This window comes from Mesobacillus subterraneus (assembly GCF_020524355.2).
GTDB classification, from domain to species: Bacteria; Bacillota; Bacilli; order Bacillales; family Cytobacillaceae; genus Mesobacillus; species Mesobacillus subterraneus_C.
The window spans coordinates 132549-155698 of sequence record NZ_CP129019.1; the positions used below are offsets into that span (position 1 = coordinate 132549).

Consider the following 23150-nt stretch of genomic DNA (forward strand, 5'->3'; position numbering starts at 1 on the left):
TCTCTTTTTCCTTGCTGCATAGAATAAGGTATAATAGTAATTAACTTACTTTAGAGGTGAACGATATGGAATTAGCGGATATCAGGAATGAACTTGAGAGAACAGCTAAGAAATTAGCGGACTTCAGGGGGTCTCTTTGACCTCGAAAATAAAGAAGCGCGGATTGCTGAGCTAGAGGACGGCATGCTTGCGCCGGACTTCTGGGATGACCAGCAAAAGGCACAGGTCGTCATCAATGAAGCCAATGCGCTTAAGGAACAAGTTAATGTTTTTAACGAGCTGAACGAAACATACGAAAACCTTGATTTGACTTATGAGCTTGTGAAAGAGGAAGACGACGCGGACCTTCGCGAAGAGTTGGAGAAGGAGCTTGTTGAGTTCAAAGATCGCATGAGCGAGTTTGAGCTCCAATTATTGTTGAGTGAAGAGCATGATAAAAATAATGCGATTCTTGAATTGCACCCTGGCGCTGGCGGAACGGAGTCCCAGGACTGGGGCTCGATGCTTTTGCGTATGTATACACGCTGGGCGGAAAAGCGAGGTTTCAAGGTTGAGACGCTGGATTACCTGCCAGGAGACGAAGCGGGAATCAAGAGTGTTACGTTAAAAATTAACGGGCATAATGCATACGGCTATTTGAAAGCGGAAAAAGGTGTACACCGTCTCGTACGTATTTCGCCGTTTGACTCTTCAGGACGCCGCCATACTTCATTTGTTTCCTGTGAAGTGATGCCGGAGTTCAACAACGAAATCGAGATCGAAATCCGTACGGAAGATTTGAAAATCGATACGTACCGAGCAAGCGGCGCCGGCGGTCAGCACATCAACACGACTGACTCAGCCGTCCGGATCACGCACTTGCCAACTGGCGTCGTTGTTTCATCCCAGGCAGAACGTTCACAGATCAAGAACCGAGAAACGTCGATGAAGATGCTGAAAGCCAAACTTTACCAGCGTGAAATCGAGCAGCAGCAAGCCGAGCTGGACGAAATCCGCGGTGAGCAAAAAGAAATTGGCTGGGGCAGCCAGATCCGTTCTTATGTATTCCATCCATACTCCATGGTAAAAGACCATCGCACAAGCGCCGAATCCGGCAACGTGCAGGGCGTCATGGACGGGGATATTGATATGTTTATTGACGCTTATTTGAGGTCGAAATTGAGTTTGGGTGAATAAACTGAACTTCATATGAGTTTGAGTGAGTCCCCCGCCGGGTTGGCGGGGGATTTTTAGCGTCTTATAGCACCGATTTGGGGTGCTGGAAAAATTATTCTCTTACTAATTAGAAAGAATTGCACAAACATCAAACATAATTGCGTACAAATCACAGTTAATTTCACAAACAATCATATTAATTGCACAAAAAAGTACCATATTCGCATAAAATTCCATATATTAGAAAACCTCCTCAACCAAAAGGTAGAGGAGGTTAAATCAAATTTTAGAATACACTCTATTTTTTGTACCACCTGTATGCTGCAGATTCATATTTCCCAGCAAGTAGGTTGCGACAGTACGAGATCGTATTAGCAGGAAGCTTCTCAATTGCTTATTCGTAATCGTGGGTCCTAACAGCAACAAATAATCAAGAATCGCTTGCTCATGAGCATTTGTTGAGATGGTTTTACAATGTGGACAGAACCATTTTCCTGAGATACGTTCCATAGGGCCGCGGCTGCAAGCTGGGCAGAGGACACCAGTGAGAATTTCTGAGGATGAGATATTATATCGATCAATGGTGGCTTTCTCAGGTTCGTGACTTTTAATCAGCAATTTCGTCAGTTTCTTTAATTCCTTCACTGAAAAAATTTCTTTTTGATGTAGAGTTTGATATTCAGCAACCTTAAAGACTAGTTTTCCACCTTTACATACACGGTCATAAATTTCTTGATTTTTGCTGGGATTTTGTAAGATGGACCCGGTATTGCTGTATGTGACGAGGAATTCTAGTGGAAGATGAGCAAGGTGATGATTAATCAGCCAGTTCCTGAATTGATATACTTGCCTTTTTACCTGTAGGACTGGATCATCGTAAACTTCTGTTTGGTCATTATGTTTTCTAAGCACCTGGTTAAAATCAGGGTCGAATTCAATGACACCCGGCATATTCTTATTTTCAATCAGGAGAGCGAATTTGGTTGATAAAAGAAGGAAATCGATTTGAAAGTAGTTGGAGCCAAGCGGAATTCGGAGGTCTTGGAAGATGTAAAAATCGTTGTCATTTAAAAGGCTAATATAATAGTCCATGTCCTGCTCACCTTTGTAACCGGCCCTCTTGATAAGCATATCTTTAAGGATATCTGGACTCTTCGGATGGTTTGGAGGAAGTCTGCGCAGTAGAGCTTCATTGACAAGAATCCTCATCGGCATTGTTCTCTGTTTCACAATCAATTTGTTCACTCCTTAAGGTTAATGATTATGATATTCGACAGCTTTCGTTAAAATCCTCCCTGTACCCGAATAGGTATTATTCTTTTATTAACAGAAAGTAATGCATAAACATATAAACATTATCAACGTATTAACGCTAGTATAGAAAAGAGACTAAAATAGGATTCAATCTGCATATAGGGATAGATTTAAAAAGGTAACCTCCAACAAAACCATCGGTTCAAGCCCTAATTACCTATTTTCATCAACCCCATGTATTAAGAAAGAGTCCTCCACTCAAATGTAGAGCAGAACCGAAAGCGAACTCTCAATAAAGATGTAGATTAAAAAAAGGTAACCTCCAACCAAAACCATCGGTTCAGCCCCAAATTACCTATTTTCATCAACCCCATGTATCAAGAAAAAGTCCTCCACCCAAATGTAGAGCAGAACCGAAAGCGAACTCTCAATAAAGATGTAGATTAAAAAAAGGTAACCTCCAACAAAACCATCGGTTCAGCCCTAATTACCTATTTTCATCAACCCCATGTATTAAGAAAGAGTCCTCCACCCAAATGTAGAGCAGAACCGAAAGCGAACTCTCAATAAAGATGTAGATTAAAAAAAGGTAACCTCAACAAAACCATCGGTTCAACCCCAAATTACCTATTTTCATCAACCCCATGTATTAAGAAAGAGTCCTCCACCCAAATGTAGAGCAGAACCGAAAGCGAACTCTCAATAAAGATGTAGATTAAAAAAAGGTAACCTCCAACAAAACCATCGGTTCAACCCCAAATTACCTATTTTCATCAACCCCATGTATTAAGAAAGAGTCCTCCACCTTTATGTAGAGCTGAACCGAAAGCGAACTCTCAATAAAGATGTAGATTGAAAAAAGGTAACTTTCAATTAAAACCTCACGTTCCCGCACAATTATCGAGAAAGAATGCTATATCCAGAATTAGAAATACTCAAAGTAAGGTAGATAACTATAAAATCAGGGGAAATTCGGTTGTAAATTGCTACTGGAAAAATTATTCTCTTAAGAATGAGTGATAATCGTGCGAGAATCATGAATATTTGCGTGGAGTTTTTAATTAATTGCACATAAAGTAAGGATAATTGCGCAAAGATTCATCATAATTGCAGAAACTTCCTAAAAAAGGAAAAACAGCCCTCAAGATGGAGGGCCGCTTCCTGCATATTAGATAAACAAATTCAGTCCAGAATCTTCAGCATCACCGAGATAAGCTGCTACACCGCCGATTTCGACTCCGTCGATGAGTTCTTCTTTTGCAATGCCCATGATGTCCATGCTCATGCCGCAGGCTACTAGCTTGACGCCGGCTTCTTGCGCGTTTTTCATCAGAGTTTCAAGGCTGTCGACGTTTTTGTTAGCCATGACTGTCTTGATCATTTTGGAGCCCATGCCGCCCATGTTCATCTTGGATAGTGGAAGGTCGTTAGCGCCTTTTGGCATCATCATGCTGAACATTTTCGCCATCATGTCTTTCTCGGTTGACGGTGCGTCGTTGCGCTTCAGGATGTTTAGTCCCCAGAAGGTGAAGAACAAGGTGACTTCTTTGCCCATCGCCGCCGCGCCGGATGCGATGATGAAGGTTGCGATGGTCGATGCCTTGTCGAGATCGCCGCTGAACACCACCATCGTCGCGCCATTTTTAGCCGGAGCCGCAGTCGGCACGCCAGTTGGTACCTCAACAGTAGCCGCCATCGTATTCAAAGGTACGACCACATTCCCTTTCATGATCTGGGCTTTGAACTTCTTATCCTCAAACTTGTTGCTGATCAGTTTGTTGCCTGTCTTTTCGCACCAAGCTTTAATGTCCTTAGCGAAGCCTGGGTCAGTTGCATGGACTTCCATCACTTCGCCGTCCTGCATGTCGCCAATTGTTTTGTACACCTTCATAATCGGACCTGGGCAAGACAGTCCGCAAGCGTCAAGTGTCGTTTTTACAGTCGGCGGAGCAACCCTCAAGTCAGGAGCAACAGGAGTGACAGCATCCTTGGCTGCAGGCGCTGCTTCCATTGCCAACCCAACGCTAGACTGTGCCGAACCAGCAGCGATTTCTTCCATCGCAGCATGACGCTGGACCACACCATTATCGCTGATAGGTGTACCACAGTTTTCACTCGCATCCGGTTCATAGACACAAGAGTAAGTCTTGTATCCACCATCCAGATTGCGAACCTTAAAGCCAGCTTGCTTCAGGATCCGAGATGCTAGGTAGCCGCGAAGACCAACCTGGCAATATACGTATACTTCTTTGACAGGAATCTCACCAAGGCGATCACGAAGCTCCCCAAGTGGAATATTTACAGATCCCTCAATCATACCCATATCGCGTTCAATTGGTTCACGAACGTCAATCAGATAGCCGCCGTCTGCTAAAATGTCGTTCAGTTCATGCCATTGAACTGTTTCCACAAGTCCTTCGGCAATATTTTTCGCTGCGTAGCCAGCCATGTTGACCGGGTCTTTTGCAGAAGAGTACGGAGGTGCGTATGCCAGTTCAAGATCCGGCAGGTCAAAAATCGTCATGCCGCCTTTAATAGCTGTAGCCAGGACGTCAATGCGCTTGTCTGCGCCATCATAAGAGACAGCCTGTGCACCAAAGATTCTTCCTGTCTCACGGTCAAAAATCAATTTTAGCGCGATCGGGAATGCACCCGGATAGTATCCAGCGTGAGAGCTTGGGTGAACGTGCACTACATCATAAGAGATGCCAAGACGCTTCAATGTTTTCTCGTTATTTCCTGTTGCCGCAACTGTCATGTCAAATACCTTTGCAATGGATGTACCAAGCGTTCCCTGGTATTTTGAATCGATTCCGTTAATATGGTCAGCAACGATACGTCCCTGGCGGTTGGCCGGCCATGCAAGCGGGATGTGAGTAGCCTGTCCGTTGATATAGTCTTTCACTTCGATCGCGTCACCGATTGCGTAGATGCTTTCGTCAGCCGTCTGCAGGCGCTCGTTGACACGAATGGCTCCGCGCAGGCCAAGCTCAAGGCCGGCTTTCTTCGCCAATTTATTTTCAGGAGCAACGCCAATCGCCAGAATCACCAAATCAGTGTCAATTTGCTTGCCGCTGTTCAGGTTGATCAGCTTGCCGTTCTTTTCAAAAGATTTCACGCCATCTTCAAGAACAAGTTTCACGCCTTTTTCACGAAGGTGCTGGTGTAAAATAGAAGCCATTTCAAAGTCGATTGGCGCCATGATCTGGTCCGCCATTTCAACGAGTGTCACTTCAACCCCGCGCTCCAAAAGGTTTTCAGCCATTTCAACACCGATGAATCCGCCGCCGATGACAGTCGCTTTCTTCGGCTGTTGCTCATCGACATATGCTTTAATTTTATCAGTGTCAGGAATGTTTCGAAGCGTGTACAATGCTTCTGCTTCATTAATGCCCGGAATTGGTGGCTTTATAGGGCTTGCTCCCGGGGATAAAACTAATACATCATAGTTCTCATCATAAGTCTCGCCTGTTTTGAGGTTCTTGATCTCAACGACTTTGCGCTCGCGGTCGATGCGTGTTACTTCACTCAGGTTGCGGATGTCCATGTTGAATTTTTTGGACATGCCTTCAACAGTTTGCACTAACAATGCGTCGCGTTCCTGGATTGCACCGCCGATATAATAAGGAAGTCCGCAGTTTGCGAAAGAAATATATTCACCGCGTTCAATCATCACGATTTCTGTTTGTTCATCCAATCTTCTTAAACGAGCAGCCGTTGTAGCTCCTCCAGCAACTCCACCTACGATTATCACTTTTTTAGCCAAATCAATTACCCTCTTTCTGAAAAATTTATATCATTTCGATGTTGTTTTGTTAATGACTAATTCACTCTGCCATTACAATCCTTTATCAACAGTCTGGCAAGATGCTGAACCTGGATTTTGTGTAGTGGTAAGCATGCAAGGTATTAAAAATGTATTTTTCTTTTCTACAGGAAAGACTAATCAATATGACCGCCTCCTCATACGTGAAATATATCACAAAGTACGGCTAGGGGTAAGGGTATCTGACGAATCGTCAAAAATTGTTCATAAATTCACAAACTTAACCTTTTAATAAGAAATTTTACTTGCAAAATAGCAGAATGCATTGCTTCTATAATATATCCACTTTAGTAATGTTGTTTTTAAAACTAAAGGTGAGGGAGGAAACTGAGAAAAATGGTGCTGAAAATAATAAGGAAGTTCTTGTTGATGAAAAAAAACTATTGATGATAGATGGTTGCTGTAAATAATCATGCTTTTCTAGATCGAAGAAAAGCAAATAGAGAGGATAGAAAATTTCTATTATATAGATTGAGGATAGGAGAGATGAAAATAATTATAAGCCATGCTGATAAGTTAGCTTGATGTTAAGCATAATGAGGATATCATTCTTAATTTAATATCAAGGGTGGATACTAAGGTGGTGCATATGCGATGTACATTATTTGCGGCAATCCTTTCAGTTTCTTTTACCCTTTAACACAGCGCACTACTAGCGTTTACAGATAATTCGACACGTGCTATACTCACTGACGGCATTAAAGGAAAAAAGGGGATAGGACTTTGAAGAAAAGGCGTAATCATACATTCAATCCAACTTTAGAGAAGCTTTTTGAATATGTATATGTGCTCATAGGATCGGCGATTGTGGCAGTTTCGTTCAATGTGTTCTTGCTGCCGAACCGGGTTGCTTCCGGAGGAGTCAGCGGGATCAGTACGATTTTGGACGCGACGCTAGGCTGGGAGCCGGCATATGTCCAGTGGGCGTTTAATATACCGTTGTTTATTGCAGGGGTTGTTTTACTTGGGAGGCAATATGGATATAAAACTCTTGCAGGAATCATTTTTCTTCCATTTGTTGTGTTTCTGACGAGTGATGTAAAGCCGTGGACGCTCGATCCTTTGCTGGGATCATTATTCGGCGGAATTGGTGTTGGTCTCGGTCTTGGCATTGTTTTTAGAGGAAATGCGTCAACTGGCGGTACGGATTTGGCAGCGCAGATCATTCACAAGTACACAGGACTTTCGCTTGGTACGTGCGTGGCGTTGATTGATGGTCTAATTGTATTATCTGCAGCGATTGTATTTGATATCGAACGAGGTCTTTACGCATTGATCGGGCTTTATGTAACTAGTAAAACAATCGACCTTGTACAGGTTGGCATCGGGCGCTCTAAGATGGCAATGGTCATTACAAACCAACAAGATGAAGTTCGTGAAGCGATTTTGAATAAAATAGACCGTGGAGTGACAAAACTATCAGCATACGGAGGCTATACGGACCAGGAAAGGCCAATTATCATGTGTGTCGTCGATCAGACGGAGTTCACAAAATTGAAACAATTGGTCCAATCCATTGATCCATCTGCATTTGTGATTGTCATGGATGCTTCCGAAGTATTGGGTGAGGGTTTTAAAAGAGCATGATATTGGTATAAAATAGTACTGTATGCAAAATTTTCTTAGGGGGAGTTAAATTGAAGAAGAAATTATTAGCTCTATTAATGGGAACTTCCTTGGCACTAGCAGCTTGCGGTGGCGGTGGCGACGAAGCAGGAGGCGGAGACACAGCTGGTGCGGATCCGGAAAAGCTTTATAATCAAAAATGCTCAAGCTGCCATGGTGGCAACCTTGAAGGCAGCGTAGGACCGAAGCTTAGTGATGTAGGTTCACGTTTATCTCAGGCAGAGATTGAAAGTGTTATTGAGAAAGGCTAGGGATCAATGCCTCCAAAACTGCTTGAAGGCGAAGATGCTTCAGCAGTAGCCGAATGGCTTGCAAACAAAAAATAAGAGTCATAAGGAAACGTCCTGAAATCCAGGGCGTTTTTTTGTGCCATTTTTACCAATCTAAAGATGGTAGGAATGCTGTCTTTATGCATTTCTGTAAAATCGCCAAATTATTTAGCAATTCAGCAAGCTTCACGATTTGTACATACAAGTTATGACAAATGTTTGTAACGATTCAGTAATAAAACTAAAAATTCTAGTAAAAAAGAAACGCGATAACAAATGGATTTTACTAGGCAAATAGCTAACTTACGAGGATGATTAGTCGGCAAGTAACTAGTTGGATTAACCTATAGAGGAATTAAATGGGATATAAAACTGTATTTGAAAAGAAACTGTAATATTTAAAAGGGTTTTTTTGATAGAGTGAAATGCTATAATAGGTTTGTTACAAATTGTCGAAGTTTAGCCGTGTGATAAGACTAACTATCTAAGGTGATACAAAAATGATAGATATGCAGGATGTTTACAAAACATACCGAAACGGCATCACTGCCGCTAACGGGATCAATGTTCATATAGATGCAGGTGAATTTTTATACGTAGTGGGACCCAGCGGTGCTGGAAAATCTACTTTTATAAAAATGATGTACCGTGAAGTTAAGCCTACTCAAGGGTCGATCATTATTAATGGTGTCGATCTGGCAAAGCTAAAGGACAGCAAAGTACCATTGCTGCGCCGGAATATTGGTGTTGTGTTCCAGGACTTCAAATTGCTTAACACTCTTTCTGTCTATGAAAATGTCGCTTTTGCGATGGAAGTAATCGAGGAACAGCCGCAATATATCAAGAAGCGCGTCATGGAAACTTTGGAACTTGTAGGGCTTAAGCATAAAGCAAGAGCGCTTCCTACTGAGCTTTCAGGCGGGGAGCAGCAGCGTGTTGCCATTGCTCGTTCAATAGTGAACGCACCAAAGGTGGTAATCGCCGATGAACCTACGGGAAACCTTGATCCAGATACTTCATGGGAAATCATGAACATATTTGAAGAGATTAATCTGAGGGGAACCACGATTGTCATGGCAACTCACAACAAAGAAATCGTCAACACAATCAAGCATCGCGTCATTGCGATTGAAAATGGCCGGATTGCCCGTGACGAAGTGAAAGGTGACTACGGATATGAAAGCTAGAACATTTCGCCGCCATGTCCGCGAGAGCTTTAAGAGCCTAGGGCGGAACGGCTGGATGACGTTTGCCTCCGTTAGTGCCGTTACAGTTACCTTGCTTTTGGTCGGTATCTTTTTCGTCATTATGATGAATTTAAATAAAGTCGCAACCACGATTGAGGAAGATGTAGAAATCCGAGTCCATGTGGATGTAGCAGCGAACGACAAAGATAAAGAGGTATTGGAACAGCGGATCAACCAGGTTTCTGGTATAAAAAGTGTGACCTATTCTTCCAAGGAACAAGAACTTGAGAGTCTAATCAAGAGTCTTGGAGATGAAGGGGAAGCCTTCCAGCTGTTTGAACAGGACAATCCTTTGAACGATGTGTTCGTCGTAAAGACGAAAAACCCTACTGACACAATGAAAGTTGCCAAGCGAATCGAGAAACTCGAATATGTCACTACTGTAAAGTATGGACAAGGCAAGGTTGAAAAATTATTCAGTTTTATTAAAGTAAGCCGCAATGTAGGACTCATTCTGATTGTCGGTCTTCTTTTTACAGCGATGTTCTTAATCTCTAACACGATCAAAATTACGATCATGGCACGTAAGCGAGAGATTGAAATTATGAGACTTGTAGGCGCTACAAACGGTTTTATAAGATGGCCGTTCTTCCTGGAAGGTCTCTGGTTAGGAATTCTGGGAGCTGTGGTGCCGATTGCGGTAGTTTCGGCTGCATACTATTATGCTTACGATTTTATAAATGAAAGATTGAAGGACCATTTCATTAAATTGCTTGAATTCAACCCGTTTGTTTACCAGTTATCAGCCATCCTGATCATAATGGGAGCGGCAATTGGAATCTGGGGAAGTCTCATGTCCGTCCGCAAGTTCTTGAAAGTGTAAGGAAGAATCACATTCTTCCTAAACACTACATAGCCAATAGACGATAGATAGAAAGACAAAGTTACGAAACTATCATGAGTAAGAGAGGGGAAAGATCTAGTGAAAAAGCAGATACTCTCACTAGCAGTAGTCAGTACTTTAAGCCTGGGTTCTTTGCTAAGCCCATTAACCGTAGATCAAGTCACAGCAGCCAGCATTTCAGAAATGCAAAAACAGAAGAAAGAGCTCGAACAAAAACGTTCAGGCATTACTTCTGAGATTAATGAGAAGGATTCTAAGATTGGTGAACTGCAAAACGAACAGCAGGTGTTGAATGACCAAATCAAGAAGCTTGATTTTGCTGTAAGTGATGCCGAACAGAAAATTGCAGCAAAGAACAAGGAAATTTCTCAGACAACCGAAGAGATTGCAGTATTAGAAGTAGAAATTACAGAATTGAAGAAGCGTATTGAAAAACGCAATGAATTGCTTAAAGACAAGGCACGTTCTTTCCAGGAAAACGGAGGAACAGTTAACTATATTGATGTATTGCTGGGAGCGCAAAGCTTCAGCGACTTCGTTGACCGAGTTGGTGCAGTTACAACAATTGTAAATGCAGATAAGGATATCCTTGAACAGCACAGACAGGATAAACAAGATCTTGAAACGAAGCAACAGCAAGTGGAAGCGAAGCTTAATAGTTTAAAAGATATGAAGAAAGAGCTGGAGGCTCTGACAGTTCAGTTGAATGCACAAATCAAAGAAAAGAATGAACTTATGAGCTCCCTTAAGCATGAAGAGGAGCAGATGCATGCTGCTAAGTTAGATTTGGCGGAGGCTGCAGATGTCTTGGCGGCACAGGAAGCTGCATTTGCACAGGCGATAGAATTGGAGAAAAAGCGTCAAGCCGAGAGAGCAAGACAGGCTGAACTTGAAAGACAAAGAAAAGCTGCAGAAGCGGCGGCAGCAGCTAAGAGCAGTGGCGGCAGCAGTTCAGCGCCAGCTCCAGAGCCAGTTGTGTCAGAACCACCTTCTTCCGGCGGAATGATTATAATGCCGGCAAGTGGACGCGTAACATCTGGTATTGGCCAGCGCTGGGGTACTTTCCATGCTGGTGTAGATATTGCCAACCGAGGATCTAATGTACCTATTTATGCAGCAGCAGACGGAGTCGTCATCCGTTCTTACTATTCTTCTAGCTACGGAAATGCTATTTTTGTAGCACACTCAATCAACGGTCAAACTTGGACTACTGTTTACGCACATATGAGCAATCGATCTGTTAGCAGCGGCGCAGTCGTTTCCAGAGGACAAAGAATCGGCACAATGGGCAACACTGGACAATCTTACGGCCAGCACTTGCACTTCGAGCTTCATAAAGGCTCTTGGAATGCGTCTAAAACAAACGCTGTTAATCCAGCTGCATACTGGTAATACCCTAAGGAAGAGACCTGGTGTCTCTTCCTTTTTCATTTTCCCAAACACAAAACCTATAAAACTTGTAAATAATGTTAACGCAAGAGTGTGTTGACAATCCCCATGCGTAACCTGATAATTTTAGTAGGTAAATCTTCCTAAAGAGATTCGGGGTGAGCATTATGAGATTGGTTTCCATACATAACTGTGAGGAAGGGTTCATCCTTGCAAAGCCAATATATGACCAAAGCAGCCGTATTTTGTTAAGTGCGGGCAGTGTCATGACTGACAGCTTTATTCAAAGACTAAAAGATAAGAATGTGCACCATATTTATGTTAAATCCGAAATTACGGAAGATGTTGAAGTGAATGACGATTTAAACCCTAAGCTAAGATTTGAAGCGGTCCAGAAATTATCAGAGGTCTTTAATACTCTCCAAGCGGGGAAAACAGGAAAGAATGCCGCTTTAGGACGGGTAAGATCGATTCGAAATATGTCTGAGGTTTTCAGTCAAATCATGAACGAGATGAATTCATCCAAACATCTTCTGAATTTACTGAGCCATATGCAATCTTCTGTCGATACCATGTTTGATCATTCTATTAATACGGGTCTATATTCTTTGACAATGGGAAGGCATCTTGGTCTAAAAGAGAAGGAACTGCAAATTTTAGGTCTGGGTGCTCTATACCATGATATTGGGAAGCTTCAACTGGAGTGTGTAACGAAGGATAATCGTAAAGAATGGGAAAGTCATCCTGACCTGGCATTCCAAGCTCTCAGGAAAGAATCAAGCCTGCACCTGCTGGTGGCTCATTGCGCATACCAGCATCATGAACATGTTGATGGGTCTGGGTTTCCGAGAGGGTTAAAGGGAAAGGATATTCACTTATTCGCAAAAATCATAGCGGTTGCAGAAGCTTTCGACTATTTAATCAACAGTAAGAGTTTACTGCCCCACGAGGCGATGGAGGTAATTGTTGCGCGCACCTTTACGCGTTACGATCACGATGTAGTAGAAGCGTTTAAAAATGCGATTGCTATTTATCCTATTGGTGTAACCGTGATCCTGAATACTGGTGAAAGTGGCGTAGTGATTGCTTACAATAACAAATATCCACAGCGTCCAGTAGTGAGGGTATTTAAAGATCGGTACGGCAAAAAAATAAATGAATTTTATAATATTGACCTTATGACTTCTTTAAATACAATGATTGTTAAATGCGATGCTGTAATTGAAAGAGAACCTGTTAAGAGCTAGCTGCAGCTTTAGCAGGTTTTTTGCTTCTCCCTCTCAAAATTAATCCTTCATACCCTGTCCTTCCTCGTCATATAATGGGAATCATAGAAATTTTTACGGCGGAGGAGCAGTTGATGCGGTAAACGGGGAGGAGTTTGGCAATGGAGCGTAAGTGGATTGCCTTTTTGATGGCGGGCTCGCTGCTGACGGGAGCAGGAAGTACATACGCCGGCATGCAATGGTATGAGAGCAAGGCGGGTGTTCTGGAACGCCAGATTGTGCCGCAGAAGGATCATGGTGGTGCACAGGCAGGCGATGCGAGCAGTCTTGAAAAAGTTGAGCAGGCATACAGTTTGATTTTTAACAGTTATGTAGAAAAGGTTGATGAAGAAGAATTGATCGAAGGTGCGATACAGGGCATGCTTTCTACCCTGGAGGATCCGTATTCCGTTTATATGGACAAGGAAACGGCTAAACAATTCAATGAGACGCTGGAATCTTCCTTTGAGGGAATTGGTGCTGAAGTCAGTACGATTGATGGGAAAATCGTGATTGTTTCTCCTTTTAAGAATTCTCCAGCTGAAAAAGCAGGCTTGAAGCCGAATGATCAAATTTTGAAGGTTGATGGCGAAAGTATTGTGGGGCTTGATTTATATGAAGCCACTTTGAAAATCCGCGGCAAAAAGGGGACGCCTGTTGTTCTTGAAATTGAGCGCAAGGGCTTGAAGGATCCGCTGAATGTAAAAGTGATTCGTGATGAAATTCCGCAGATTACCGTCCATGCCGATATGAAAAAGGTGAACGGCGAGAAGATTGGCTATATGGAGATTACCTCTTTTTCAGAGGATACCTCTAAAGAGTTTAGTAAGGAACTTAAGGCTTTTGAAAAAGAAGGGATGGATGCGCTGCTGATTGATGTGCGCGGCAACCCTGGGGGATTGCTCTCCAGTGTGGAAGAAATCTTGCGTGAATTGGTTTCAAAGGAGAAGCCGCTGTATCAGATTGAAGAGCGCAACGGCGATAAGACACGCTATTTCTCCAACCTGGAAAAAGCGAAACAATATCCGATTGCCGTGCTGACGGACGATGGCAGTGCATCTGCCTCGGAAATTCTGGCCGGCGCATTGAAAGAAGCAGGCGGTTATCCAGTCATTGGCGAGAAGAGCTTCGGCAAAGGGACAGTACAGCAGGCTGTGCCGATGGGGGATGGCAGCAATATCAAGCTGACGCTGTTCAAATGGCTGACACCTGACGGCAACTGGATTCATCAAAAGGGCATCGAGCCAACAGTCGAAGTCAATCAGCCAGCGCTGTACGATACCCACCCAATTCAAGCGGAAAAACCGCTCAAGCTGGACATGAATAATGAGCAAGTGAAAAATGCCCAGGAAATCCTTGCGGGACTCGGATTTGAGCCGGGCCGTACCGATGGCTATTTTAACGGCATGACTGAAATTGCCGTCAAAGCATTCCAGCGGAAAAATGGCATGACCGTTACAGGTGTGATTGACGCAAAAACAGCTTCCGCACTCGAGGATGGTGCCAGAAAAGCAATGAAACAAGAAGAAAACGACCTTCAGCTGCAGACAGCGTTGCGGCTGCTGGCAAAATAGTAAAAAGAAGCTGTACCTTATTTGTATAAGGGGTACAGCTTTTTTCCTGGATATGGGAAAATGTGCAATTAGTGATGATGTTTGCGCAATTAGGACTAGATCTTGTGCAAATATCCATCAAGTCTGTGCAATTAATCAATAAAATTAAGCAATGATGGAGTTGGATTAAGAGAATAATTTTTCCAGTTACCTTTTTTAAAAGGAACCCCCCTGGATTCACTCCAAATTGCGTGAATTTCTTACTGGGATATGTACGAATCCTAAATTAATGACCATGAATAAGCTATTGACTGCTTGTAATCGGTCTAAATTTAACGAATTTCTGACACACTAGCAAGTTTTCTCGCAATACTTCTACTCAAGAAAAAAATCCCACCTGTATTCCACAACTATTGATAGGTTTTACCCCCTAGATTTGATAGAATAAGCTTAATATCATGTATTTTATGAAGGCTGGTGACATAGGGGTGGCACAGGATTGGTTCATTGAACTTTTGAAAGGGACGGGCAGGCTTCTGCTTCACCCTGTGTTCTATTATTCTATATTTTTGGCGGCGGTCCTTGGTGTTTCGCGCGTGAAGCGGGAGCGTAAGAATTTCACGGTGAGGGCGAAGGATGCTTATTTTGAGCTAAGACAGCTGTTTCCGCTTGGGTTGCTGGTCGGACTGATCATCTCAATCCTGACAATTGCGGCGGGGATCGCGATTCCATTCGGAGCTATTGTTTTAGTTGCCGCGGCAACTTTGCTATTGAGCATATTTACAAAAGTCAGGTTGCTTACGCCTACGTATACAATTGGTGCTGCATTTTTCGCATTGATCTTCCTATCGGGAAAAGAAATCGATCTTCCTTTAGCCGGGGACTTATTTTCAAACCTTGATGATAAAATCTATCCGTCTATTGCGATTTTGTTAGCATTGTTCACAATCGGCGAAGGCATCCTTATCTTAAGAAATGGGCAAAAGGGAACTTCTCCTAAATTAATCAAGAGCAAGCGCGGTCAGACGGTCGGTGTCCACGAGGTAAAACGCCTCTGGGTTGTACCGGCATTTATGCTCATTCCGGGCAACATCCTGGCGATGCCGTTCGACTGGTGGCCTGTGTTCACGCTTGGAGACAATACATATTCATTGATTCTTGTTCCATTTGCGATTGGATTGCATCAGCAAATCCAGGGCATGCTGCCAAAAGAAGCTGTCCGTCAGCTCGGGGGCAGAGTAGTTGGTCTTGGGATCCTGATCACGCTGATTGCCGCAGCCGGATACTGGTACCCAATAGCAGCGATCGTTGCTGTCGCAATGGCGATGATCGGCCGTGAAGCCTTGACATTCATGCAGCGGATGCAGGAAGAGAACATGCCGTTCTATTTTTCGAAAAAGAACCATGGTGTGATGATTCTCGGTATCCTGCCGGAATCCCCTGCGGATAAAATGGCATTAGCCGTAGGCGAGCTTGTCACAAAGGTCAACGGCACGAATGTCCATGATGAACAGACCTTTTACGAGGCCCTTTCACGCAACAGGGCCCATTGCAAGCTGGAAGTCCTTGATACAAACGGGCAAATCCGCTTTGTACAAAGGGCTCTGTATGAAGGTGATCACCACGAATTAGGCATCCTTTTTGTTTTGGATGAGAAAAAGTGGGATAATGCCGTTATTTAATGTAATTTTTCATAAACTTCCGGAACCTCGTTTTAATTTCGCGGAATGAAATTCAAAATCTTTCGGAATACTTCCATAATCTAATGGAATGGACTTTTTTACAAAAAAGTATTAAATCCCAAAAACTTTAAAAGCCGTAGTTCTTTGTAATAGGAATACGGTTTTTATTTTTTGATAATAGACTGAAATATCAAAAAAGTATTTTGATACTTAATCCTGGAGGAGAAGAAATGGGTAGTTTATTATTGACAACCATGCCACGTCAGGACGAGACATTTACAAGTTTTTTATTAAGGACATGTCAAGAAAATGAATATGAGAGTTTATCTTGGATTACCAATTTAATTGGGATAGACATTAGGCAATTAGCGAAGCCAAATCCTAATAAATTCAACTTGGAACCTTTGGCACAGCTATTAAGAATAGATGAATCCGTACTGTGGAGTTTAACATTTCATAATGATATTAAATTTTTTGAGAGTTCGGGAGGCCCTTGTAGTTTTAAAGATCACGCAAATACAGAATATGATAAAATCTGTCCAGTTTGTTTTGAAGGGGATCCATATGTGAAAAAAGTGTGGAACTTAAAAATAAATATGGGTTGTCCTATTCATTCTTTACGACTAATTAATAAATGCCCTAAATGTAATAAAAAAATTTCATCAATTAGATCTGATATCAATAAATGTAATTGTGGTTTTAAATTAATTCATTTGCCAAAAATCCATCTGACAGATAGCGAAGTATTACATAGCAAAATTATTGCCAATGCGTTTTTTGGAAAATCGCTATATGAAGTTCCTGGTAATTCACCAATTTATCAGCTTAGTTATTATTCATTAACGAAACTAATTCATTCGTTTTGGTATCGTATAAATGATGGTAGAAACGGAATAGGGATAAATCAAATAAATACAGAAAATCAGAAAGTTTTTGAACAGCTTATAGCTGTATATAACATGTTTTTAAATTGGCTATGTAACTTTAAAAATACACTTAATATAAGTGATAGTAAAACATTTATTCCAAATATAAAAAGAGATTTTTATACTAAATTATCTGATCCTGAATTTTTAGTTTTTATACAGGAATTCAGAAGTTATCTAGAAAAAGAAGAAAAGAGACCAGTTATATTTAGGAACTTTAATACGGAGTCTAAGTTGATGTCACTAGGTAATGTTATAAAACTGTTAAATATGGGACATCCATCGATTAACAACTTAATAAAAAATGGAATACTTGTTGAGTATAAACAAATACATAATGACTCATTTAGTACAAGAAGTATAACAATTGAATCAATCAATAAATTCTTGGAAATGAAAAAATATATTGTATTTAAAAAAGAATTAGCAAATTCACTCGGACTCACTACCAAACATATTAATCTGTTTGAAGAAAGTGGGTGGATTAAAAGAATTGAAATATTTAGTGAAAAAAATGATAAAAAATCCTACTATGACATAAGGTTTGGAGATAAGTTAGTAAGCAAGTTGGAGAAAAATATCATTATGATTCCTGAAGAGAAAAGTAAAGAACCAACATTTATTTCATTCTCTAATTTTCACAATCGAGCAGCGGTACGAGGTATTTCATTCATTGAGTTAATCGAGGGGTTATTAAATGGGGCGGTAAATATATATAAAGTGAAAGGGAGTAAACCATTTTTAAGTTATTATTTTGAATTAAAAGAAGTTTTATCGTATATAAAAATCTATAGGTATGAAAAGTTTCTTGAGAGCAAAGTAAGTTTAAGAAACGTGGAAGTATGTGAAGTATTGCGGCTATCACCTTATCAACTTACATCTTGGGTGAGGTTAGGTTTCCTTAAAAATACAGAAAAAAATACGTTTGAATATCAAGAGCTAAAAGTTTTTGTGGATCAATTTGTGCCCCTAAATGAACTTTTAAAACGATATAAAACTTCATATGCAAATATAGCGAATGCATTAAGAAAAGAAGGTATACATCCTGTTTCCGGCTATACGGTTAATGAAGGGGCGGGATATTTGTTCAAGAGAACTGAATTAGATAAACATAACTTAGGCATACCTAAAATCAATTTAAAAGAGAGAGTTCTGGAATTAATATCAGCAGAATATCGTAATAAATCTGATTGCTATGTCTCATTTTTAAGAGATTAACAGTATAAACGTCAAGTTATGATCAAACGAAATTACCTTAATGTGTAAAATTGTTTAATAACCTTCTATTCACACAGAAAACCCGCAGAAAAAGTGGTGTCAATTGCTTTTGTTTTGTTTAGAAGATAACAACATAGTATCGTTATTATCCATAAATCTTTTGTATTATTTTTGCTTTTAAATGAAGATTCCTTCTTAATACACATTAACCAAACATAACGGTAATTAACCTTTAACACAGAGAAATTTATAGGGAGAATTTTAATCTATATTTAAAAAGGAATGATTAAGATGGGGTTTCAACATGAGGCAAAAGATATTCTCTATAATTGTTACGAGGAAATAATTGATAACTATAACCAAACAGCATTGTTGCTAAACTCTTGCGAAAGAGCGGCAATTTATTATCATTCTAGATCTTCTAGAGTCACTATTAATACAATCGGTAATATACCAGCGGAATTTAGGCTGGATACGGACATTAGTAGCACTTTTTCAAAAAAAGATTTAATTGAACAATACGAAAAGAGGCTAGCTATAAAGCTTGCAAAAGACTATTTGGTAACCACCATAACTACTCTTGATGGCTTAATGGAGGATTTGTATGAACTGGTGCTAACTCATCAGGAGCTTGACAAAACTGAAGAACAAATCAAAAGGATGATAAGATGGGGGGATACTGGAATTCCGGGGGACTTAATTACCAGGTTGCCTGCGCTGGAAACTCATTCAAACTCTTTAGGCTTTAAGCTAGAAGATTTTCTCAATACTTACGAGCATTTAAGGCAAATTCGACATGCTATTGTACATACGAAAGGTCTGCTAAGAAGGCGCCATCTTACAAAAATGCAAACTCTTGAAGCGAAGATGAATGATAAACAAAGGGGATCTGTAAAGCAATTTTATGATGGTGACAAAGTAGTTTTATCGCCTCTGACCACTTTAGTGTTAAGGCATTGGTGTCTAACATTTATATCATTTTTAACGGTTGCATTTACAGAAGCCACAGAAGAATAAAATACTTCAATGTAGCCAACCTTAAAGCGGTTATTAACAATTCTTATTCAACTTAAGAGGCAGTTTAGTTGAACAAGGAATTTATACTTTTAGATAAATTAAAAGGAGGGCTCTATATGAATATTACCATTCGTAAAATGCAGTACGAAGATACAAAACAAGTTCAAAACATAGCAAAAACTACTTGGAATGCAACATATAAGGGCATAATTCCCTTAGAAGTACAAAATAACTTCGTAAAATCAAATTATAGTGATGAAAGTATGAAACAACGTATAGAACGTTCTATTGTATATGTTGCAGAAGTTGAGGGGAAAGTTATCGGTTTTGCAAACTATTCCAAAGTAAGGGATGGTGGAAAGGTCGAATTGGCGGCTATTTATATTTATCCAGAATTTCAAGGTAAAGGGATAGGTAATGCTTTGATACAACAAGCGGTTAAAGAATTAATAGGCATAAAAGAAATTTATATAAACGTCGAAAAAGATAATAAGATTGGTATGAACTTTTATGAAGCTAAAGGGTTCGAAATAGTTAAGGAGTCTGACTCTGAGTTTAATGGACATATCTTGAAACAAGTACGAATGGTAAAAAAAGTTTAATTATTAATCTAACGGGTGCGATGATCTAGGAAGGATTGCCGCCCTTTTTTGTTGAATTCCTTATTAAACAAAACGAACGGTGCAGGATTGTTTAATGAGGGGAAGCATATGAAAAAGATTGTACTTATAGGTTCAGGAGGGTCAGGGAAGTCCACACTAGCAAGGCAATTAGGCGAAAAACTAAAAATAAATGTATATCATCTGGATGCTTTATTTTGGAAGCCAAATTGGGTAGGTGTTCCAAAGGATGAACAAAGAAAAGTTCAAAATGACTTAGTTAATAAAGAAGAATGGATTATCGATGGAAACTACGGTGGGACAATTGATATATGGCTTAATGCAGCAGATACAATAATCTTTCTTGATATTAATAGAACAATTTGTGTCTACCGTGCTTTCAAAAGAATGGTACAGTACCGAAATAAAACAAGACCAGATATGGGGGAAGGCTGCGAAGAAAGGTTTGACTTAGACTTTTTTAAATGGATATGGAATTATCCTAAAACTAAGAGACCAGAAATTTTAAAGAGGCTCCACCAATTGTCTAAAGAAAAACAAGTAATCATTTTAAAATCACCAAAAGAAGTTCGACAGTTTTTTGAAAAAGTACAATGATTTTTTCTCTCTTCTTATTCAACTATAGGTGGAGTTGGTCCAGGAAGGATTAACCGCCTTTTTTGTTGAAGTCTTATTGAACATAAGAGGCAGTTTAGTTGAACAAAGGGTTCTAATATTTGGGTAGTCATCAGGGAACAATAATCTCTAATATCAGCTAAATAAAGGGGATTATTGATGAAAAAAATTATATTATTTGCCGTATTGGTGTCCGTAGTCATTTCACCAATATTTACTCACGCTGAAGAACGGTCTGATAAAGACCTGATGAAAATTATCAATGAGTTTGTGCCACCAAACTCCAAATTGGTAAGTCCTGAAGAACCTAAATCAACTAAACCATATCAGTTTTATGACTTTAACCAAGATGGACAAGAAGAGATTATTATTACTTTTGAAATAAAGGCAAAAGAACAACCTAATCCTTCAGAATATGGCGTAATAGTATTAACAAAAGAAAATGAAAAGTGGGAAAAGGCTTGGGACACCCGAAAACAGGGGGTAGGATTAGATTATTCAGGTTTTGCTGATATTACTGGTGATGGTATTAAAGAGTATCTCTTTGGTGTCACAATTGGTGCTTCAGCAGGAAATAATCTAGAGATTTTTAAATGGAGTATTAATTCTTTAAAGATGATAGCGGAAGTTCCGTATCATATGATGGAGCTATTAAGTAATAAGAAAGTCGGTATAGCCGTTTGGCAAAGGTACATTGCTGATACCTATTTTGTAGATGTCCTAAAATGGAATGGGAAAAAATTAGTTCAAGACGAAGAACTATACTCTAGTTACTATCCTGCAATTGAAAAATTTTATAACGATAAAATATCAAAAATGGATGAGTGGTTCTATTGGTATACACTTGCAGATGCTCAAATAAAGGCAAATTTATTTGAAAAAGCAAGGGATTCTATACAGAAAGGAACTACATTAGCAAAGCAATTGTCATTACCTGATGCAGTGGAAAACTTTGAACAGTTAAGTGATACGCTGGAAAAGAAGAAAAAATCTAATTAAGCTAATGGGTGAGTTAATCCAGGAAGATTAACCACCTTTTTTTGTTGAAGCCCTAATTGAACAATCGAAGCAGGATAGTTCAAGAAAAGTAGCAGGATTATAAGGAATTAAATAGAATATTTGTTTTTATGAAGGAGGGGATGAATGAAATGCAGGGATTTATTTATCATATGGTACCTAACCAGATGGTTGGAGACAAACTTATACCGCTAAATTCATTAAAAACGACTCATCCAGATTTATATGAAAAATACACTGAAAAGTATTTGAATCACCCAGAAAGAAGTAAACTACTGAAAAGAAGCATACCTAAGTTAAACTGTCTGTGGAATGATGTGATTCATTTCTTACCTTTACACCCTTACTTTGTTTTTAACGCCCTTTCTAATCTGGGAATTAAGACAAAAGAAAATGTAACCTTTTATAAAATTCCTATTGAGTTATTAGCCCATAACAAAAATGCTATTTATCATTATTCTAAAGAGAGATACAAAGGTCCTTCGGCAGGGATTGTTGATGAAGAAATTGAGTTATTGGATATCAAAACTTATCAGGAACTTCAGGACATACCAACGGATACCTTGACCTTTTATAGAAATGAAAATGAAAAGGGTAACAAATTCGGTCTCTTTCCTTTTATTCCCCATATATTGACCCTAGGTGAGGTGGATGTAAGGAATGTTGAAATTGTATCGTGGAATCGATTTGAATAAGCAGTTGTTGTTAGTCATCCTCCTTCAACTAAAAGGTGCGTTGATCCAGGAAGGATAATGCACCTTTTTTATTGAATTTCTTATTAAACAAACGGAGCAGGTTAGCATTACACGGCATAAATAAAAATATATGGAGGTATAGTTATGTGGATAATATTTGGGGTTATTGCAATAGTAACAACTTTTATAAATCTTTATATGTATAAAGCAGGAAAGGATTATAAGCTCGCTATGGCGATGGCATTATCATTTACAGCATTAACAATTTGTGCAGATTACAGTTATCTAACTCGGTGGGTAAAAGCGGAAGATTGGGCGGCTTTATCGGATGTAATACCTGGTATGGCAAGGGTATTTTGGTTTTTGACAATTGTTTCTATCTTACTAAATATAGCACCTATATTTTTAGAACGAAAACGTAAGAAATAAGGGTAATAAGGTTCGTACTATATACTATGCTCCAGGGAAAAGTGATTTTTCTATGAATTGGGTAGACGATGAAACACTAAACATTACCAATGAGGCTCCAGGAGTTCCAAAAGAAAACAGAAGCATCAAACTAACAATAGAGAAAGATATTTACGATGAGTCTGGTGCAGCCTGTGAAAGTTGGGTTATGAAAGATGAATATGAAACTTGTTATAAAAGGGATTAAATTCTCTAATAGCTAAAATATAAAGAATTGCACTTAAATAACGGTCCGATGATTCAGGTAGGGTTTAACGTCTTTTTTATTGAATTCTTTATTGAGCTAAAGGGGCAGTAATGTTGAAGAAGGATTGACATCGTAAGGAGTCGAATATTTTCGGTATCATTATATTTAAGAAGGAGTTGCTATGCCAGCTCCTTCTTTTTGCTATAGAGGCCATTAAAAAAATATAAAAAAAATAATAAAATAAACCAAAACCTTTTTCTAACCCACACGTCTAAGA

At 39.9% G+C, this 23150-nt stretch carries 18 protein-coding genes and 1 pseudogene; 17 read left to right on the plus strand and 2 right to left on the minus strand.

Annotation, left to right across the window (positions count from 1 at the left end):
* The first annotated feature begins 65 nt into the window (after window positions 1–65).
* A protein-coding gene (prfB, locus tag LC048_RS00600) for a peptide chain release factor 2 (RefSeq protein ID WP_226601583.1) occupies window positions 66–1176 on the plus strand; the annotation gives its coding sequence in 2 pieces (ribosomal slippage) (window positions 66–137 and window positions 139–1176; 1110 coding nt in all).
* A gap of 258 nt (window positions 1177–1434) precedes the next feature.
* On the opposite strand, the gene LC048_RS00605 is transcribed toward prfB, so the two are convergent.
* Both LC048_RS00605 and LC048_RS00610 read right to left on the minus strand, forming a co-directional pair.
* Entirely contained in the window at window positions 1435–2385 is a 951-nt protein-coding gene (locus LC048_RS00605; RefSeq protein WP_306050615.1) for a nuclease-related domain-containing protein, read from the minus strand.
* A gap of 1192 nt (window positions 2386–3577) precedes the next feature.
* Complete coding sequence (locus LC048_RS00610) at window positions 3578–6175, minus strand: CoA-disulfide reductase (RefSeq protein WP_306049164.1); 2598 nt, start codon at window positions 6173–6175, stop codon at window positions 3578–3580.
* Between the two features lie 783 nt (window positions 6176–6958).
* Between LC048_RS00610 and LC048_RS00615 the strand changes: the two genes are divergently transcribed.
* The 16 genes and pseudogenes from LC048_RS00615 to LC048_RS00690 all read left to right on the plus strand — a co-directional run bounded on the left by LC048_RS00615 (window position 6959) and on the right by LC048_RS00690 (window position 22873).
* Complete coding sequence (locus LC048_RS00615; RefSeq protein ID WP_226601585.1) at window positions 6959–7822, plus strand: YitT family protein; 864 nt, start codon at window positions 6959–6961, stop codon at window positions 7820–7822.
* A 50-nt stretch (window positions 7823–7872) separates the two neighbouring features.
* Window positions 7873–8187 (plus strand): annotated as a pseudogene (cccB, locus tag LC048_RS00620) (cytochrome c551).
* Window positions 8188–8630: 443 nt separating this feature from the next.
* A complete protein-coding gene (gene ftsE / locus LC048_RS00625) occupies window positions 8631–9317 on the plus strand; it encodes a cell division ATP-binding protein FtsE (protein WP_226601587.1) in 687 nt (228 codons plus the stop codon).
* Window positions 9307–10200, plus strand: a complete 894-nt coding sequence (gene ftsX, locus LC048_RS00630) for a permease-like cell division protein FtsX (protein ID WP_226601588.1) — start codon at window positions 9307–9309, stop codon at window positions 10198–10200. The genes ftsE and ftsX overlap by 11 nt, the downstream gene beginning before the upstream one ends.
* 99 nt (window positions 10201–10299) lie before the next feature.
* Complete coding sequence (locus tag LC048_RS00635) at window positions 10300–11613, plus strand: murein hydrolase activator EnvC family protein (protein ID WP_226601589.1); 1314 nt, start codon at window positions 10300–10302, stop codon at window positions 11611–11613.
* Between the two features lie 164 nt (window positions 11614–11777).
* Entirely contained in the window at window positions 11778–12857 is a 1080-nt protein-coding gene (locus tag LC048_RS00640) for an HD-GYP domain-containing protein (protein ID WP_226601590.1), read from the plus strand.
* Between the two features lie 140 nt (window positions 12858–12997).
* Entirely contained in the window at window positions 12998–14449 is a 1452-nt protein-coding gene (locus tag LC048_RS00645; RefSeq protein WP_226601591.1) for a S41 family peptidase, read from the plus strand.
* A gap of 467 nt (window positions 14450–14916) precedes the next feature.
* A complete protein-coding gene (locus LC048_RS00650; RefSeq protein ID WP_226601592.1) occupies window positions 14917–16110 on the plus strand; it encodes a PDZ domain-containing protein in 1194 nt (397 codons plus the stop codon).
* Between the two features lie 230 nt (window positions 16111–16340).
* A complete protein-coding gene (locus LC048_RS00655; RefSeq protein WP_306049168.1) occupies window positions 16341–18254 on the plus strand; it encodes a TniQ family protein in 1914 nt (637 codons plus the stop codon).
* A 291-nt stretch (window positions 18255–18545) separates the two neighbouring features.
* Window positions 18546–19271, plus strand: a complete 726-nt coding sequence (locus tag LC048_RS00660) for a hypothetical protein (protein WP_226601594.1) — start codon at window positions 18546–18548, stop codon at window positions 19269–19271.
* Between the two features lie 116 nt (window positions 19272–19387).
* Window positions 19388–19873, plus strand: a complete 486-nt coding sequence (locus tag LC048_RS00665) for a GNAT family N-acetyltransferase (protein WP_226601595.1) — start codon at window positions 19388–19390, stop codon at window positions 19871–19873.
* Window positions 19874–19981: 108 nt separating this feature from the next.
* The gene (locus LC048_RS00670) at window positions 19982–20488 is read left to right on the plus strand and encodes a DNA topology modulation protein (RefSeq protein WP_226601596.1); all 507 of its coding nucleotides are present in this window, start codon (window positions 19982–19984) and stop codon (window positions 20486–20488) included.
* 177 nt (window positions 20489–20665) lie between these two features.
* On the plus strand, window positions 20666–21505 hold the full coding sequence (locus LC048_RS00675; RefSeq protein WP_226601597.1) for a hypothetical protein: 840 nt from the start codon (window positions 20666–20668) through the stop codon (window positions 21503–21505).
* 140 nt (window positions 21506–21645) lie between these two features.
* Window positions 21646–22218, plus strand: coding sequence for a group-specific protein (locus tag LC048_RS00680; RefSeq protein ID WP_226601598.1), 573 nt, complete (start codon window positions 21646–21648; stop codon window positions 22216–22218).
* Between the two features lie 144 nt (window positions 22219–22362).
* A complete protein-coding gene (locus LC048_RS00685; protein ID WP_226601599.1) occupies window positions 22363–22647 on the plus strand; it encodes a hypothetical protein in 285 nt (94 codons plus the stop codon).
* A gap of 52 nt (window positions 22648–22699) precedes the next feature.
* A complete protein-coding gene (locus LC048_RS00690; protein ID WP_226601600.1) occupies window positions 22700–22873 on the plus strand; it encodes a hypothetical protein in 174 nt (57 codons plus the stop codon).
* Window positions 22874–23150 lie beyond the last annotated feature (277 nt).

Bases quoted from the DNA above. Each gene is read 5' to 3' on its own strand.
- ftsE (WP_226601587.1), top strand. From the start codon at position 8,631: ATGATAGATATGCAGGATGTTTACAAAACATACCGAAACGGCATCACT.
- ftsX (WP_226601588.1), top strand. From the start codon at position 9,307: ATGAAAGCTAGAACATTTCGCCGCCATGTCCGCGAGAGCTTTAAGAGC.
- LC048_RS00640 (WP_226601590.1), top strand. From the start codon at position 11,778: ATGAGATTGGTTTCCATACATAACTGTGAGGAAGGGTTCATCCTTGCA.
- LC048_RS00645 (WP_226601591.1), top strand. From the start codon at position 12,998: ATGGAGCGTAAGTGGATTGCCTTTTTGATGGCGGGCTCGCTGCTGACG.
- LC048_RS00655 (WP_306049168.1), top strand. From the start codon at position 16,341: ATGGGTAGTTTATTATTGACAACCATGCCACGTCAGGACGAGACATTT.
- LC048_RS00660 (WP_226601594.1), top strand. From the start codon at position 18,546: ATGGGGTTTCAACATGAGGCAAAAGATATTCTCTATAATTGTTACGAG.
- LC048_RS00665 (WP_226601595.1), top strand. From the start codon at position 19,388: ATGAATATTACCATTCGTAAAATGCAGTACGAAGATACAAAACAAGTT.
- LC048_RS00670 (WP_226601596.1), top strand. From the start codon at position 19,982: ATGAAAAAGATTGTACTTATAGGTTCAGGAGGGTCAGGGAAGTCCACA.
- LC048_RS00675 (WP_226601597.1), top strand. From the start codon at position 20,666: ATGAAAAAAATTATATTATTTGCCGTATTGGTGTCCGTAGTCATTTCA.
- LC048_RS00680 (WP_226601598.1), top strand. From the start codon at position 21,646: ATGAATGAAATGCAGGGATTTATTTATCATATGGTACCTAACCAGATG.
- LC048_RS00685 (WP_226601599.1), top strand. From the start codon at position 22,363: ATGTGGATAATATTTGGGGTTATTGCAATAGTAACAACTTTTATAAAT.
- LC048_RS00690 (WP_226601600.1), top strand. From the start codon at position 22,700: ATGAATTGGGTAGACGATGAAACACTAAACATTACCAATGAGGCTCCA.